Source organism: Peribacillus sp. ACCC06369 (genome assembly GCF_030348945.1).
GTDB lineage: Bacteria > Bacillota > Bacilli > Bacillales > DSM-1321 > Peribacillus.
Map to the genome: position 1 here is coordinate 3,156,060 of NZ_JAUCEN010000002.1, position 16,381 is coordinate 3,172,440.

Annotated in this window: 15 protein-coding genes and 1 pseudogene; 6 read left to right on the plus strand and 10 right to left on the minus strand. The window is 36.5% G+C overall.

Features of this window, described 5'->3' with window-relative positions; all coding sequences use genetic code 11:
- Positions 1 to 116 precede the first annotated feature (116 nt).
- Genes QUF78_RS16130 through QUF78_RS16155 form a run of 6 tightly spaced genes read right to left on the minus strand, consistent with a single transcriptional unit; the run spans position 117 to position 5,851 of the window.
- Positions 117 to 1,193, minus strand: coding sequence for an ABC transporter ATP-binding protein (locus QUF78_RS16130; protein WP_483313851.1), 1,077 nt, complete (start codon positions 1,191 to 1,193; stop codon positions 117 to 119).
- A 19-nt stretch (positions 1,194 to 1,212) separates the two neighbouring features.
- The gene (locus QUF78_RS16135; RefSeq protein WP_289325465.1) at positions 1,213 to 2,295 is read right to left on the minus strand and encodes an ABC transporter substrate-binding protein; all 1,083 of its coding nucleotides are present in this window, start codon (positions 2,293 to 2,295) and stop codon (positions 1,213 to 1,215) included.
- A 23-nt stretch (positions 2,296 to 2,318) separates the two neighbouring features.
- Positions 2,319 to 3,107: an ABC transporter permease gene (locus tag QUF78_RS16140; RefSeq protein WP_289325466.1), complete on the minus strand. Its 789-nt coding sequence runs from the start codon at positions 3,105 to 3,107 to the stop codon at positions 2,319 to 2,321.
- On the minus strand, positions 3,104 to 3,946 hold the full coding sequence (locus QUF78_RS16145) for an ABC transporter permease (RefSeq protein WP_289325467.1): 843 nt from the start codon (positions 3,944 to 3,946) through the stop codon (positions 3,104 to 3,106). Before QUF78_RS16145 ends, QUF78_RS16140 begins: the two co-directional genes overlap by 4 nt.
- A 12-nt stretch (positions 3,947 to 3,958) precedes the next feature.
- Positions 3,959 to 5,128 (minus strand): M20/M25/M40 family metallo-hydrolase, encoded by a 1,170-nt coding sequence (locus QUF78_RS16150; protein ID WP_289325468.1) that lies wholly within the window; start codon positions 5,126 to 5,128, stop codon positions 3,959 to 3,961.
- Positions 5,129 to 5,152: 24 nt separating this feature from the next.
- On the minus strand, positions 5,153 to 5,851 hold the full coding sequence (locus QUF78_RS16155; protein ID WP_289325469.1) for a GntR family transcriptional regulator: 699 nt from the start codon (positions 5,849 to 5,851) through the stop codon (positions 5,153 to 5,155).
- 765 nt (positions 5,852 to 6,616) lie between these two features.
- Between QUF78_RS16155 and QUF78_RS16160 the strand changes: the two genes are divergently transcribed.
- The 4 genes from QUF78_RS16160 to QUF78_RS16175 are packed head-to-tail and all read left to right on the plus strand — an operon-like array spanning position 6,617 to position 10,022.
- Positions 6,617 to 7,285, plus strand: a complete 669-nt coding sequence (locus tag QUF78_RS16160) for a GntR family transcriptional regulator (protein WP_289325470.1) — start codon at positions 6,617 to 6,619, stop codon at positions 7,283 to 7,285.
- On the plus strand, positions 7,269 to 7,940 hold the full coding sequence (locus tag QUF78_RS16165; RefSeq protein ID WP_289325471.1) for a DUF2848 family protein: 672 nt from the start codon (positions 7,269 to 7,271) through the stop codon (positions 7,938 to 7,940). The genes QUF78_RS16160 and QUF78_RS16165 overlap by 17 nt, the downstream gene beginning before the upstream one ends.
- A 12-nt stretch (positions 7,941 to 7,952) precedes the next feature.
- A complete protein-coding gene (locus tag QUF78_RS16170; RefSeq protein WP_289325472.1) occupies positions 7,953 to 9,209 on the plus strand; it encodes an MFS transporter in 1,257 nt (418 codons plus the stop codon).
- 24 nt (positions 9,210 to 9,233) lie between these two features.
- Entirely contained in the window at positions 9,234 to 10,022 is a 789-nt protein-coding gene (locus QUF78_RS16175) for a carbon-nitrogen family hydrolase (protein ID WP_289325473.1), read from the plus strand.
- A gap of 154 nt (positions 10,023 to 10,176) precedes the next feature.
- On the opposite strand, the gene QUF78_RS16180 is transcribed toward QUF78_RS16175, so the two are convergent.
- The 4 genes and pseudogenes from QUF78_RS16180 to QUF78_RS16195 form a co-directional block, all read right to left on the minus strand.
- A complete protein-coding gene (locus QUF78_RS16180) occupies positions 10,177 to 10,806 on the minus strand; it encodes a fumarylacetoacetate hydrolase family protein (protein WP_289325474.1) in 630 nt (209 codons plus the stop codon).
- Positions 10,807 to 11,139: 333 nt separating this feature from the next.
- Positions 11,140 to 11,973 (minus strand): SPL family radical SAM protein, encoded by an 834-nt coding sequence (locus QUF78_RS16185; protein ID WP_289325475.1) that lies wholly within the window; start codon positions 11,971 to 11,973, stop codon positions 11,140 to 11,142.
- A 94-nt stretch (positions 11,974 to 12,067) separates the two neighbouring features.
- Positions 12,068 to 12,318: pseudogene (locus QUF78_RS16190) on the minus strand (glycine betaine ABC transporter substrate-binding protein); the annotation flags it as partial.
- A 185-nt stretch (positions 12,319 to 12,503) separates the two neighbouring features.
- Positions 12,504 to 13,748, minus strand: a complete 1,245-nt coding sequence (locus QUF78_RS16195) for an MFS transporter (protein ID WP_289325476.1) — start codon at positions 13,746 to 13,748, stop codon at positions 12,504 to 12,506.
- A gap of 823 nt (positions 13,749 to 14,571) precedes the next feature.
- Here QUF78_RS16195 and accD point away from each other — a divergent pair.
- Together accD and QUF78_RS16205 are read left to right on the plus strand one after the other, a co-directional pair.
- Positions 14,572 to 15,399 carry an acetyl-CoA carboxylase, carboxyltransferase subunit beta gene (gene accD / locus QUF78_RS16200; protein WP_289325477.1) on the plus strand — a complete coding sequence of 276 codons (828 nt, stop codon included), beginning with the start codon at positions 14,572 to 14,574 and terminating at the stop codon, positions 15,397 to 15,399.
- Complete coding sequence (locus QUF78_RS16205) at positions 15,396 to 16,358, plus strand: acetyl-CoA carboxylase carboxyltransferase subunit alpha (RefSeq protein ID WP_289325478.1); 963 nt, start codon at positions 15,396 to 15,398, stop codon at positions 16,356 to 16,358. Before accD ends, QUF78_RS16205 begins: the two co-directional genes overlap by 4 nt.
- Positions 16,359 to 16,381 lie beyond the last annotated feature (23 nt).

The following is a 16,381-nucleotide window of genomic DNA, read 5'->3' on the forward strand; positions in this document are numbered from 1 at the left end:
TTGTTATTTTACTGAAATAAAAATATGAAGTATTAGAAAGTTTGAGCAGCTGACCTGTTACTTAAATTGAAAAAAGCTCTGTAAAAAGTTTCCTCTAAACAGAGCTTACCCACATATTAAAGTATTTTCACCAAGTCTTTTCTAGCACTCAAGCAAATACTCTCACCTAGATGATCCATTTGCTCCTCATCAGATAGGTTAACAACAATCTCCTGAGAGCCTGATACACACTCTACCACTCTTTTTGAACCAACAAAATGGACCTTTTTCAATTTAGCCTCAAACGTAATTCGATTTGGCTGAAAGCGACTTTGGGTAATTTTTAAGTGTTCAGGTCTTATTACAAGCTTTTTATCTGAATTCTTAACTTGGGAAAACTCTTTTAATAGATTTTCTCTATTCTGGCTTTCTAATAGATCCACATCTATTACATTCGTTTCCCCAATAAAGTCGGCAACAAAAAGAGTCTTTGGATTGTTATAGATTTGCTGAGGCGTGTCAATTTGTTCGATTCTACCTTGGTTCATAACAGCAATTCGATCGGACATGATTAATGCTTCTTCTTGATCATGAGTGACATATATGAACGTGATTTCGAATTGTTCATGAAGTTTTTTTAATTCAAATTGCATCTTTTTTCTTAGCTTTAAATCTAATGCTCCTAGTGGTTCATCTAGAAGGAGCACTCTTGGCTTGTTGACCAGAGCTCTTGCAAGTGCAACCCTTTGCTGCTGCCCACCTGAAAGTTGTCTTGGATATTTTTCCATGTGCTGCTGCAACCCCATAATTTCGATTATTTCGGTTGTATCACTTGCAATTTGCGCTTTTGATATTTTTTTTTGCTTTAATCCAAAAGCAATATTATTGTAAATGCTCAAATGAGGAAACAAAGCATAGTTTTGAAAAACCGTATTTACCGGACGTTGGTTGGGTGGCAAATTCCCTGCTTCTTTTCCATCGATCTTTATACTGCCTTGATTTGGAAGCTCAAAACCGCCAATCATTCTAAGGGTAGTGGTTTTCCCACATCCGCTTGGACCAAGAAGCGAGAGGAACTCACCCTCCTTTATATTAAGGGAAATGTTGTCTACGGCAGTTGCTTGACTATATTTTTTCGTGATGCTATGTAACTCAATAATGCTGTCTTTTTCTTTGGCTACATGTGCTATATTGTTTTCTACAATCGGAACCACTGACATGATTGAAACCTCCTTAATTTCCGATTTCTCTGTTCCATAGCTCGTTCCACTCATCTCGATGCTGGTTTATGAGATTATAATCAGGCATGTTCAAATCCTGTATGGTGCCGTTTTTGCCATAAGGCATTCTTTCAAGGGTTGTTTCATCTAATTCAACATCCTTATGAACTGGTGCCAAATATAAATCACTCGCAATTCCTTCCTGTGCAATCTTAGTAGTAGCATAGTTTAAGAAGGAATAAACCTGCTCAGACTTTTTCGAGCCTTTCACAACATGCCAAAAGCTACCTGCACCTAAAACGCCTTCTTCCGGAACAACAAATTCAATCGGTTGACCTTGGTCTTGCATTACATAAGTAGGGCCTCCGTAGTGAGCTCCAACTGATGCTTCCCCGCTTTGATATAGATTTGTAGCCGTTCCAGAACCATCGAAGTATGCTACTACTTCTAATTCCTTCATTTTCCCAAGTCCTTTTTCTACTTTTCCTTTTGCTTCTCTTTCTAGCTCAGAAACTTGTACCAATAAAGGAAAGCCTCCGGTAGTTGCAGGTGTAGGGACCGTTATTTTTCCTTTGTACTCTTCCTTCCAAAGATCTTTCCACGACTTTGGTGGGTTTTTAATTACGTCTTTGTTATAAACAATCCCTAGCCCCCAATACCCTAGAGCTACTCCAAATACTTCTTCACCATTACCTTGATATGCTTCTGGCAGAAGGGCAGCGTTTTCTTTGAGTTTACTTTTATCAATATTTTCAACAATTCCTTTTTCGTAGGATAGTTCAGAAATTCCGGAGTCCATTAATGCTAAATCAATGGTAGGCGCGCCTTTTTCCTGTAATAGACGGGAAAAAGTTGCCGTTGAATTGCCTTCAATGATTTTTACCTTGATACCAGTCTCTTTTTCAAAAGGATGAATGATATGCTTCTTGATAGTTTCGCCCCAATCACCACCGAAAATGGCAATCGATATTTCTTGTTCTTGTACATCTGTATTGGCTTCAGTCGCCACACTATTTGGTTGAACGGGCTTTCCGCAACCGGTAGCTACCACTAAAATAATTGCCAACAAAATGGTGTAAACACTTAACTTCTTCATATAACATCCCCTAGTCCCATGTTTTATTTTGAAGCAACATTTTCAATGCCTACTAACATATCAATGACAAGAATTAAGAAAAATGCAATATAAATCGTCACGGCTGAAACAGCAGCTATCATTGGATCGATGTTGTACTGAACATAATTGAACATTTTAACCGGAAGTGCCATCTGATCGGCAGAGGTCAAGAAAATCGTAACTTCAACATTTACCCACGAAACAGCAAAGGAAAACAGCGTTCCTGCGATAATACTAGATTTCATCAGTGGCAATGTAATGAAAAAAAAGGTTTTCAATGCACCCGCACCTAAATCCCTTCCTGCTTCTTCAATATACGGACTTATCCCCAGGAAGCTATTCACACACGTCCGAACCACATAAGGCAATGTAATAATGATATGACCTAACACTAGATTTAAGAAATTCTGTGGGCTATTAGTAAAGTAGTAAAAAAACTGAAGCAGTGCCAAGCCTAAGAAGATTTGAGGGAGCAAGAGAGGGGATGAGATAAGACTCATCACAATCCCCTTGCCTTTAAAATTATTCCTTGCCAAACCATATGAGGCTGGAATACCAATTAATATCGCACCTAGAGTAGCAACACCCGATAGTTTAAAACTATATATGAAGGATTCTACGTACGATATATCCTCATAAAGCTTTTGATACCATTTCAATGTAAATCCTTGTCCAGGAAAACTTAAATAATTTAGTTCAGTAAATGAAACATTAATCAACACCAATAATGGAAAGGCCAGAAATAAAAGCAGGAAGCCACCTATTGTCCACATTACTAGTTTAGAGATCAACGTCTTCCCCCCTCCATCCAGTCAGACCTTAATAAATAATGGTTTAATCCAATAATCAAAAAGCTAAAGATTAACACAGCAAAAGCAACCGCAGAACCGAACTGATAGTTGAATACCTGCATCATTTGTTCATAGATAACGGTCGCGATCAATTGGATCCTTCCACCGGAAAGCATAGCAGGCGTAACATAAGCACTAATAGCTAGAGAGAAAACCATCACACTGCCAGCCAATATTCCTGGGACTGTTAATGGAAGCGTTACCTTTAGAAAGGTTTGTAAACGACCTAAACCTAAATCCGACGCAGCCTCTTCCAGCCTGCTGTCTATATTCTCCAAAACCGTCGTAATGGATAAAATCATAAAAGGAGCTAAAATATACACCAAACCTATTATTATACCAGTCTCATTATACAGAAGTCTTAGAGGCTGGGAGATGATACCCAGCCCTAATAGAGTTTTGTTGATAAATCCGTTATTCCCTAAAATGACCATCCATCCAAATGATCTTACGACAGCGCTCGTAAATAATGGTGATATGATCACGATATAGGCAATACGCTTAATTATCTTACTCTTGATATATTTGGTGGTGAAGTAGGCGATAAAATAACCGACCAACAAGGTGATAAATGTAGCTATTAAGGAGATTTTTATTGATCGTATGGTAATAAATAAATAGTGTTGATCGTTAAAATATGAAAGATAATGCTGAAAAGTTATTCTTCCGCTTTCATCCAAGATGGAATTATTAAGAACAACAATTAAAGGAATAACAAAAAGTCCCAATAAGATCAATACGGATGGAGCTAATAGGATAAGAACAGTTTTTTTGGACATGGGAATTCTCCTTTACTCTATTCGATTGAGTAAGTTGAAAACAGTCTCGATAATAAGCTCCACTTTGTCATATTCGATTTTTTCCATAGTATCTGTCGGACGGTGATAGTCCGGTAATCTCCAAAACATAAGGAGCGCCGTTGGAATCCCTTCTAAATGGAACATCCATTCATCGGCTCCCGCTTTAGGAGTATCAACATCAACTTCGAAGTCATCTCTATCATAAGCTCCAGCTTCTCTGAAACTTTCTTTTACCTTTTGACGGAAATCTTCCGGCCCTACCCAAGACCATATCTTGTCTCCCGCACTAATTTGGTCAAGATTGATAACTGCCGCTACCTCATTAAGTGTTCCTTTTTCCTTTAAATCGTTCACATAATAATCGGCTCCTATGAATCCGACTTCTTCATTGGAAAATGCTATGACATCAATATCAAAAGGAAAATCATGATTTTCAGTTTTCAGTCTTCTGGCAACTTCAACGATTCCTGCTATACCTGAACCATTATCATAGGCTCCAGGAGTATTTAACGTAGTATCAGAGTGACCACAGACAATTACTTTTTTCTTTTTAACCGTATTTTTCGATTTATATGGATGACTAATGATGTTTGCCGATTTACATTCCTTTATTTTGCCCTCTACCTTAACAAATACCTCAATGTCATGTTTTTCACTTAATAACTCCTGAACACGAAGGTGATCTTCATAACTCATCACTACAGCAGGAATTGGGAATTTTGCTCTTGGATTCAATAATGCAATAGGGTCACCGCCGCTATTTACAACAACCTGTGCCAAAATTTCTCCTTCAGCGCCTAAGACATTGTAACAAGGCATATCATACACGCCCGGAATCAGGCCTTTTATTCCATGATATGTAAGCTTCCCTTTAATTCCTGTACTTGGAGTAGATCCAGAGAATAGTAGATAAGCCGTTTTTAATACTTTAGGAATTGGAGACAAGATTTCAAGCTCAGGTGCTCCTTCAGGTTCCCACCCCACAAAAGGATACACTTGCTTTTCAGTTTCTACTCCTAATTCGCTAAGTCTTTGGTGTATATAATCTGTACCCTTCCACTCACCTTCTGTTCCTGCGAATCGTTGCCCTACTTCTTCACTTAAAACTCGAATCGTTTCTTTGATTTCCCCGCGGATACTTGTCGTTTTCATATTACTCATTACAATCCCCCTGTTCTGATTACATCATTTTTCCAAACCGATTTGTTCGGAATGCATACTATCTTCCATTACCACTCTTTCATAATCTGTAATTCCGCTCAGATGTTTGATAAATACTTTTTCCACTCTGTCTTCGTCACGGCTACATAAAGCTTCATAGATTTCAGAATGCTCTTTGATGGATCTTTCTACAAGGTGGGGTCTGCTTAAAAAGGAATATCTAAAATGAACAATATAATCATGTAAGTTTTCTAGCATATTGATCAGTCTGTTTAACCCAGAAGTTTTAATGATTTCCGCATGAAATAAATCATGGACTTTCATAAGGTCTTCAATTCTACCTTGTTGAAAATACATTTCAGACTGATCTAGATAACTTTTTAATTTCAATAGCTGTTCATCGGTGATTTTGGACGCTGCGACTCTAGCAGCAGTAGGCTCTAATAACGAACGAATGAGGACAATTTCATTGATGGCTTCCAAGGTTATGCCTTTCACAACGCAGTGTTTTCTGGGGAGTATTTCAACTAAACCTTCTTGTTCTAGCCGTTGTACCGCTTCTCTAACAGGAGTTCTGCTTACTCCCATTTCCTTGGCTAGATTCATTTCAACCAATCGCTCTCCATTTTTCAACTCACCATTGATTATTTTTAATCTAAGTTGATCAAAAACTTCTGAAGCGATTGAAACGGATTTAATTTTATTTAATTTCATTGCATCCATTTGCCCTCCTTTTTGTAAATTAAACTCATTATATGCCATATTGTATACAATACACAATATATTTATTTTATAATTCTGAATTTTTTATTAATAATTTCAGTTACCAAAAAACCCGTGCCACTCAAAACTTTTTACATTTGAAAAACCGGAACAATATTTTGAATTGGAGAAGTTACTGTGTCCTTTTCTTTCCTTTAAATTTGCCTATAATTAAAACCTTTTTAAAGAGTGCTTATGTTTAAATATGGGCAGTTCTCTTCTATCATCTATTTTTGGAATTCGACCTTTTTTATACAGAATCCCCACTCACCAACTTTGTTAAGTCAATAAATGAAGTTTTGAATACTATTTACAGGAGAATGAACTTCCTAGGTCTGCGAACTGAGTAATAATGGTATCACCTCCACCAAAAGTGAAGAAACAGGTTTAGGCCTAAAACAAATATTCACAACGATACATAAACTTGGAGGAAATATGTTCATCCTCTCTTCTTCATTTCACCACGGTATATGAAGGAAAAAAGCATTTCATGCCCAACTAATTACACCTTTTGTCATAATTTTGTTGTGATAAAAACCAGCTGGACTAAAAACTTGCGTGTTTAAACGCGTCTGCCGGTTGAAGATTCCCCTTTCGAAACCTTGCCAGAATCCTAATTGCTACAATGATAGAAAAAGGAACCAATGAAATCTGTCAATTATGAATTGACTGAATTTTCAGCGTGTGATAAAGTTGTTGGTATACCACATACCAAGAGGAGGAAAAATGAAAAAAATAGAGCCAGTTATGCCGTTAAGAGATATAGCTTTTGAGGCAATCAAAAAATCAATTTTGAATTACGAACTTCTACCGGGTCAAGCCATTTTTGAAAGAGATCTAAGTGAAAAGTTAGGTGTAAGTAGGACTCCTGTAAGAGAATCCCTGTCGTTGTTAGAAAGAGAAAAATGGATAATTTCAAAACCACGGGTTGGTACGTTTATTAATGAAATTACCGAGGAAAATGTAATGGAAGTAATGGAAATTCGAATGATTATTGACCGATTCTCATTAGAAAAAATGTGTGGAAATATTACTCTAGAACAAATAAAAGTATTGGAAGGTTACATTGAGGAGCAAGAAAAAAATAAAACAGATCACCAAAGATTTATTGAATTAGATAAAGAGTTCCATTCTGAAATTGTATTTTTAACTAAAAATCAGCGGTTAGAAAAATGGTTTGAGGAAATTGGTGATCAGATTAGATGGTTTGGGTTAAAAGCCATAACTGAGAAGTCGCGTATTGAGGAAACAATATCTGAACATAAAGCAATTGTGCAGGGTTTAAAATCACAAGATATTAATCAACTTCTGGTTGCATCAAATAACCATGTGGAAAATACCAAAAATGAAATCATTAATCAATTGAGGAGGAATTCAAATGAGAAAAGTAATTAATTTGCATCTTTCTAATGGAGAGGTCAAAAAGCATGAAATTGATATTAATAAAGTAATCGTTGTTGGATATGGTGGACGAAATATAGAAAAAATTCAAGAGCACATAGATGAATTAAAAGAATTAGGTATTGCACCTCCACCCCATGTTCCGATGATATATCCACAAAAAATAGAACAACTGAATTTTTCTAATGAATGTAATGGAAGTAAATTTTCCTCTGGGGAAACAGAATATGTGTTATTCCATGACGGAAAAGAATGGTTGGTTACCCTTGGCAGCGATCATACTGATCGAGAAGTAGAAAAAGAAGATATTTTAAAGTCTAAATCAATTTGTGATAAACCTCTTGCAACTGATTTTTGGAGATTAGCAGATTTAAAAGAAGATTGGGATAATATTATTTTACGTTCTTATGTTACTTCAAATGGAGAGAAACGTTTATATCAAGAAGACACTTTAGATGCACTCTTAGAGGTTGATGTTTTATTGGAAAAGCTGGACAAGTTCGGAGAAAAGGATTTAGAACATACTATTATTTTTTCAGGTACTGTTCCTACAAAAAATGGGTTTATTTTTGGTGATAAATTTGAATATGAAATCGAACACCCCAAGTTAAAAAGAAAAATTACACATCATTATTCCATTGTTTATTAAGGGGGAATTGTTTTGAAAAAGAAACCTACAAAAGTTAGATGGGGACTAGCATTCTTTTTCTTTATAATAGGTGTAATCGCTTACATGGATAGATCGAATATTTCAATTATAGCAAAACCAATGATGGATGATTTAGGTTTAGATAAAGTGCAGTTTGGTATGCTCGCATCACTATTCTCATTAGGTTACGCGTTAGTTCAAATTCCGGCAGGACTTATGGCAGAAAAATTCGGTCCTAGAAAAATGATCGCTTTTTCTCTAGTATGGTGGTCAGTATTTACGGGTTTGACGGGTTTAGTTAAATCTCACGGTCTATTGTATATGGTGAGATTCTTATTTGGGATAGGTGAAGGACCGATGTTTCCAGCTAATGCCGTATTTAATACAAACTGGTTTAGAAGAGATGAAAAAGCCAGAGCATCCAGTGCATTATTGGCAGGTTCATATTTTGGACCAGTTATCGCCCCTATCGTTACGGTTTATATCTATCAATATTTTGGTTGGCAAGCTGTATTTTATATTTTTGGATTAATAGGAATAATCATTGCAGGTGTATGGTATGTTATAGCCCGAGATTATCCTGAAATTCATAAACTTGTGAATGAACAAGAAAAAGAATATATTCTAGAAGACAGAGAAATTGTTGATACTGCTAAAGTTAGAGCCCCTTGGAGTACTTTTCTGAAAAGCTATCGATTTTGGGCTTTAGGATTACAATATTTCGTTGTTTTGTATATTATCACTTTCTTTTTAGTTTGGTTACCTACATATTTACTGGAAGATCGAGGATTCTCATTAAGTAAAATGGGATTTGCTGCAAGCCTACCTTGGTTAGCAATACTGATAACAGTAATGACTGGTGGTATTCTTTCCGACTACTTAGTACGTAAAGGTTTTTCAAAGCAAATATCAAGATCCTCTTTAGCTATATCAGGTTTAATAGTATTTATTATTTCAATGTACCTTGCTGTTATGACAGTATCTCCTTATATGAATGTTTTATGGTTATCATTATGCTTGGGTTCACTAGGATTTACAGTAGTGTGTTCATGGGCTTCCGCTACAGACTTAGGGAGAAACTTTTCAGGTTCCGTTTCAGGTTGGATGAACTTGTGGGGAAATCTAGGAGCTTTTGTATCACCGTTATTATGTGGTTGGTTAGCAGAAAACTTTGGGTGGAATATCACATTAGGAGTAACTGTAATCCCTGTGTTTATTGCAGCTATATTATGGTTGTTTGTGAAACCAGATACTTCATTACTAAACTAAATACTATTAAGAGGAGTGACCGATTTGAATTATTTAGTATTTCAAATGGATTTAGTGGTTGGAAATCCTGTAGAGAATAGGAAAATCATTGAACGCTGGTTAGAAGCTAACTATAGTGATGATGTAGATGTTGTTGTACTTCCTGAAATGTGGTCTACGGGCTATGCGTTGGAGGAATTGAAAGAAATCTGCAAAGTGGATGGAAAGCAATCCATTGAATTTTTACAATCATTGGCTAAGAAGTTTAATGTAAACTTGGTGGGTGGCTCGATTGCCGTATTAGAAGGTAATGATATCTTTAATCGTGCGATTATAGTAAATCGAATGGGTGTGATTGTTCACACATATGACAAGATGCATCTTGTTCCGATGTTAGATGAACCTAAGTTTTTAACGGGCGGTCATAATCAAGTTGAAATATTTGAACTTGAAGGTGTGAAGATGGGGGTTATTATTTGTTACGATTTACGATTCCCTGAAATTATTCGTGACTTAGCATTACAAGGTATTCAAGTGTTACATATCGTCGCAGAATGGCCACTTGCAAGGGAAACACATTGGAATACGTTACTTCGTGCGCGCGCAATTGAGAACCAAATGTATGTTGTTGCATCAAATGTGGCGGGGACAAAGTTAGGGGTGGAATTTGCAGGTTGCTCACAAATTGTAGATCCATGGGGAGACATTGTTCAAAAATTAGATCAAGAAGTTGGTGAATTAAAGGCAACTTTAAATTTAGAGAAAGTACCCCAAATAAGAAAAGATGTTCCCATATTCGATTCCAGAGTACCAGAAAAGTATAGAAAGTTATAAAATAGGAGCTACTCCAGAGATACCAATCTTTAGGAGTAGCTTTTACGTTTAATTCAACAAAGCATAAGTTTCACGTAAAATCCATTGATAATTTTTATTTTTATGCAACTACTGTCCCGATAGTTGCATATGAAAAGGAAATGACTACTCTTTATCATGGATGTAGTGTGACAGAACAGGATCCAATTTCCTTTCCACCCCAGTTTAGTGAAAGCTTGTCTTGATCTGAAAGAGGACCGACGCCACTAGGAGTACCGGTAAAAATAATATCTCCTTTCCCAAGCCCAAAATGCTCTGCTGTAAAATCTATAATTGTTTGCAAATCAAAAAGTAAGTCCTTAATATTTCCGACTTGTACACGCTCTCCGTTTTTAAAAAGGGAAAAATCTAATTGTTTACATGCTTCGACACCTTGAAACGGAATGAAATCACTTACAACAGCCGAATTTTTAAATCCTTTAGCCAAAAGCCAAGGATGCTGTTTTTGCTTTAACTGTGCTTGAACATCTCTAAGTGTTAAATCCAAACCAATGGCTAAGGCATCTACTATTTCATCTACTTTCATTCCTGTTTCGTACGGCTTTGCGATATGAAGGACAAGTTCTGTTTCATAGTGAATGGAACCCTGATTACTCGGCAACGTAATTGACTGACCATTTGCTTCAACTAGCGAATGAGTTGGTTTTGAAAATAAAAAAGGGGAAGTTGGTACTTCATTATTTAATTCTTTTGCATGCAAAGCATAATTTCGACCTACACAATAGATATTTTTAATGTCTTTCATTATTAAACCCACTCTTTTCTTTTAAAGAATAAAATGATTTCTTTTTTATTAAATCTTACTTTGTAATGATTCAATAGTAAATGGAACTAACGCCCTTGTTTTTTCTTTAACTACTTTTTTAATATTAATAGTTTTTTCTTAAATTCAATGTCAAACGACGTCATAATTATTAAGTGTGATAGATTGGCCCAACCTTCCTTACTATTAATTCTTTACAAACCCAGCACACGTATGAACAGTGATTCTCTAAAAGGTCACATACTTCCTAACGAGTCGTTGTTACTTAACTTTACTTTACTTTCAATTTCAATAATCCTACTCAAAACAGGAACTTTATTTTGGGAAAGCCTCTGTTTTTGAAACTCGTATTATGTCACTAGGAAAGTACTTTTTAAAATATTTAACCACCATTACATGTATATCCTCCCGATACCATTTCGAGAGTCCATGTTCTTTAAATAATTCTGGCATTCCTAATCTCCTTGAACGTTTACCCATCGTACCATCGCCAATAATTAAAGTATCAATCCAAATATGATCCACGATTCCATCTAAAACTTTTGGGAAATCCGGGCTAAATGGCATTACGGGAGAAATCGAAACTTGGGTGGATATTCCGGCGTCATGTACCTCTTTTAAAGCTTTAGTACGTAGCTTAATTCCTGGTGCATAAGGAGAGAAAATTCGCTTTATATCTTCCCTATCTGTTTCAATCGTCATGGAAACAAGGACTCTACATTTTTTTTTCAATTTTACTAATAAATCAATATCCCTAATTATCAGTGGACTTCGAGTTTGGATTTGAAGAAAGTCAGGAGGATTTTTAATCATCTCTTCCAGGATTGCCCGTGTAATGTTTGTTTTCCGTTCAAGTGGCTGGTATGGATCTGTTGCGGAAGACATAAATATATTCACAGTTTTGCTTTTTCCGCGAAGTGTTATGATCTCCTTCCGGTAAGTTTCTGCAGCGTTTGTTTTTATGTCCACCCATTCCCCCCAAGGAACTCCCTTAAATTTTTGAATGGGCATTTCTCTGACATAACAGTACCTGCAAGAAAATGCACATCCACTGTAGGGATTTAATGAATGTGTAAATCCGACATCCAAATAACCCTTTGCCTCAGTGAGGATTTTCTTTGAAAGAATATCCTTTGTTTCTATTCTCATTTGAATTCTCCTTTCGTATTTATAGTCGGATGAAATGCTGTCTGGTTATTTACGTCTAGTTCAGCAAATGATTTTTTCTAAAAACTCTTTGGCGCTATTCGCCTTTCTTCTCTGCGGCTACTTCGTAATTCATTTTTCTCATTTCGTCATCGGTAATTTTATCAGACAATTTATTCAAAATTCCTTTTAACTCTGGGTATTCTTCTAATGTCTCTCGCTTTAACAATGGTGCTCCTTGATAGCTTGATAGGGAGAGAATTAATGTTTGTCGTCTTCCAATACTGTAAGATGATATTTTTGCAATTCACTATCTGTTGAATAGGCATCAAGTGCATTTATCTCTCCCAGTTTATTTATAGTATTTTGATAAGTTCTATATAGCTAACTCGTTTGCTATAAGTGAAAAGGACATATTCTCCTTTACATATTGTTTTAACTATGTAAAGGAGAATATGTCTGGTATTTTTATAAAAACTTACTTTTTAGAACTTGGACGTTTACAAATCGGACCTTTATAACTGAAATATATATTAAAACGTTTTTTTCTCTTTGATCAAAATGACACCTAACAATCCCATCAAAGAAAATATGACAGGTATGAGAAATCCATAATGATAGCCCACATCTATAGAATGCCGAGGAAATAGATCCAGTACATTTCCGAAAACACTAGGCAACAACACGGCACTTAAGAATCCACCCATATTGGCAAATCCTGAAACAACACCTACTTGTTGAATAGGAAATGATTCCCGTACCACTGCAAAAGTCAAAGAGCTAGCTCCATTTCCAAAACCTATGATAAATAGTAAAACCACCACCATTATAAATGGAGGTTTTACGCCGGAGAAGAACAACCCACTCCAACTGCATAAGACAATTAGATGGATAAAGGTGTAGACTTTTTTGATAGAACCCAGCCGGCTTGTAATCCAGCTAATTAAAGGGCCTCCTATGATGGCTCCAAAAAGACCATACATAATAAGCTGGCTTGCCCCTGAACGAGACATTTCAAACACATGAATTCCATAGGGAACTCCCCACGAACCGATGAATCCTATATATGTGCCAACAACTCCAAAGTGGCAAAAGAAAGTGGCCCAGGCTTGACGGGTAGAAAATATTCGGCGTAGAATCGACCAAACACCTTCCCGGTCTTTAATTAGAATTTCCTTGGCTTTGGAATCATCTTTAAATAGTTGTTTTGGTTTCGATACAAGTACGACATACAGAAGATATGATGAAAGCACTAAAATAATTCCTATGCTAAGGAATGGGGTTCTCCAACCAGCGAATGAAATCCACATGGAAAAAGGAACGGTAGCTGATAACGAACCAAGGCTCGCAACCATGGCAACCAGGCCTAATAATTTTACAAATTCCTGTGCCTTAAACCATTGGCTTAATATTAAAACCAAGTTGACAAAAATGGTGGCATCTCCAATTCCAACTAATAACCGGGAGAAAATCAACACATATTCATTGGGAGAAAGGCTGTATATTAGGCTTCCTAGCCCATTTAGGAGTGTGCCGATAATAAGAAATCGATTGGGGCCATATCTGTCTGATAAAAGACCAACCGGTATTTGTAATCCTGCATAGGCTAAAAATTGAATGCCGCTCATAAGACCTATGGTAGAAGCGGAAACATGAAAATCCTTCATCAATTGATCGGTAATAAGACCAGGAGCCGTTCTTTGGCTCACAATTAAAAAGTAAGCAAATAAAACGGTGCCAAATACCACCCATCTATAACCGCTTTCTTGTTTATTCATCTTTATGTATCGCCTCCCGTCTAAACCTCATCCTCCCCACAAACAAAATCAATGCTGCGTGAGCACATACCGCTCTCATACATGAAACCTCCAATTAATCTAATTCAAGCACTGGATGCCACATAGGGCTCTTCGATTTATTCAAATTAGGTGACATCCATCACATTATAAACAGCGTGACCGCCATAATTCAGAATTTCTTTTTGTAGTTTTCTAACAAACTTCGCGACGAGCTACCGATACCAGCTTCGCACCCTTAGATGCTAGCTCCTTTGAAGCGGCTTCTCCATTGCCTCTGGAGGCGTAATAAAACAACTTTATCTTGAAAATTAGACATAATGCATATCATTCATTTTAGTTTTACCCACTTTTGGAGCAAAATGTACGATTATTTTTGGTGCGGTGATAATTCCTTGGATTTTAATCCCTACGATGCATATATAGTGAATCACACGATAGGAGTTTATTCCAATTATATGATTTTCCCCCTCATTACACCTAGGTACATATGTCCATTTAATTGTAATGAACTGCTTAACCCATTCCATTACTTTAGTAATTGCATATGATACCTCTATCCTCTTTTCAGAAAGAGAAAGAAGTTTTTAATACTTTTATACGTACAAGCCTATGTAATTCCCGTCAATATAACCCTGTGTTTCTGATTCATTCATACCTTTTTTCTCCTCCCAGTAAATGTATTATACAGGAAAGTAAAATCATAATGAAGGACCGACAATAAAGTTTCATTCTCTACAATTTATAAAAATATCGCGCTCCTTTTTTTACATAAATGGGAGCGTAACTTGTTATAGGAGGATTGATGAAGGTGTATCCAATAAAGAGAGAAAATATCGAATCGGACTCTTTTACTTGTAAATCGTGTGGGGAAACGTATGATCACTCTCTAATGAAAATGAATTTGAATGTTTGTCCTAAGTGCCAATATCACTACCCCGTAACAGCTTATGACCGCATTTCAATGATTACAGATAGTAATTCTTTTTCGGAATTCAATAAATGTTTAACTTCCGTTGACCCGTTATCCTTCCCTGAATATAAAGATAAATTAGTTTCTGATAAGAAAAAGACTTCATTATATGATGGGGTCATTACTGGGGAAGCTTCCATAGGCGGCTATCCGGTTGTCATTTGTGTCATGGATTCTCGCTTCCGTATGGGTAGCATGGGCTCAGCCGTGGGCGAAAAAATCACAAGATCCATTGAAGAATCATTAAAAACCCGAAAACCATTAATAATATTTTCAGCAAGCGGTGGAGCTCGGATGCAAGAAGGGATTCTTAGCCTTATGCAGATGGCGAAAACAAGTGGTGCTTTAGAAAAACTAAACTATGAAAAAATTCTTTTCGTATCCGTTTTGACGAATCCTACAACAGGGGGCGTTTCTGCTAGTTTCGCTTCATTAGGCGATATCAATATTGCCGAACCACAAGCTTTAATTGGCTTTGCAGGTAGACGCATAATTGAACAGACTATAAGAGAAGAACTCCCGGAAAATTTCCAAACCTCTGAATTTTTATTAAAACACGGTCAACTGGATATGGTTGTAAATAGAAGTGCATTAAGACAATCATTAACAACCATTTTAAAAATCCATCATCTAAACTTCAGGGAGTGCCTTGAACGATGAATTTTCAAGAATTAAAAAAACTAGAAAACCATATTGCCGAACTGAAAGAGATGTCAGCAAATCATAATCTTGACCTTTCCGAAATATTAAATAATCTTGAGCAAAAAGCCAATGAAATCAAAAATCACCTTTATGAAAATATGGAAGTTTGGGATAAAATTAAACTATCTAGAATTCAACAACGCCCTACTACTTTAGATTTCATCCATCATATTTTTGAAGACTTTCTTGAACTACATGGTGACAGACTTTTTGGGGATGACCCTGCTATGGTTTCAGGAATAGCTACCTTAGAGGGAATGCCTATTACTGTAATAGGAAATCAAAAAGGGAAAAATACAAAAGACAATATCCATCGTCGTTTTGGCATGTCGCAACCTGAAGGCTACAGAAAAGCTCTAAGAATTATGCAACAAGCCAATAAGTTCAATAGACCTATCGTAACATTTATTAATACGTCTGGAGCCTTCCCGGGTCGTGAAGCAGAAGAACGTGGACAATCTGAAGCTATTGCCCGCAACCTTCGTGAAATGGCTGGCTTTGGAGTGCCTATAATCTGTATTATTATTGGTGAAGGTGGGAGTGGTGGCGCTTTGGCTTTAGGTATCGGCAATCGAATCTTCATGCTAGAAAACACATTTTATTCGGTTATATCGCCTGAAGGAGCAGCAGCATTATTATGGAAGGATGCCACACAAGCAAAACGCGCAGCTGAAGTATTGAAAATTACGGCTAAGGATTTGATGAAACTAGGCGTGATTGATGAAATCATAAAAGAACCAGTTGGAGGAGCACATATTGACCTCCCTCTTCAATCGCATTATATCCAAGAAACTCTACGAAAAGCATTGCAAGAACTTGGTCATTTAGATAAAGGCATTTTACGCCAACAACGTTATGATAAATTCCGCAAAATTGGTGAGTATATGGACGAAATACTGGTTAAACGTGATAATTAACTAAATCGCGGAGTATTTTCATG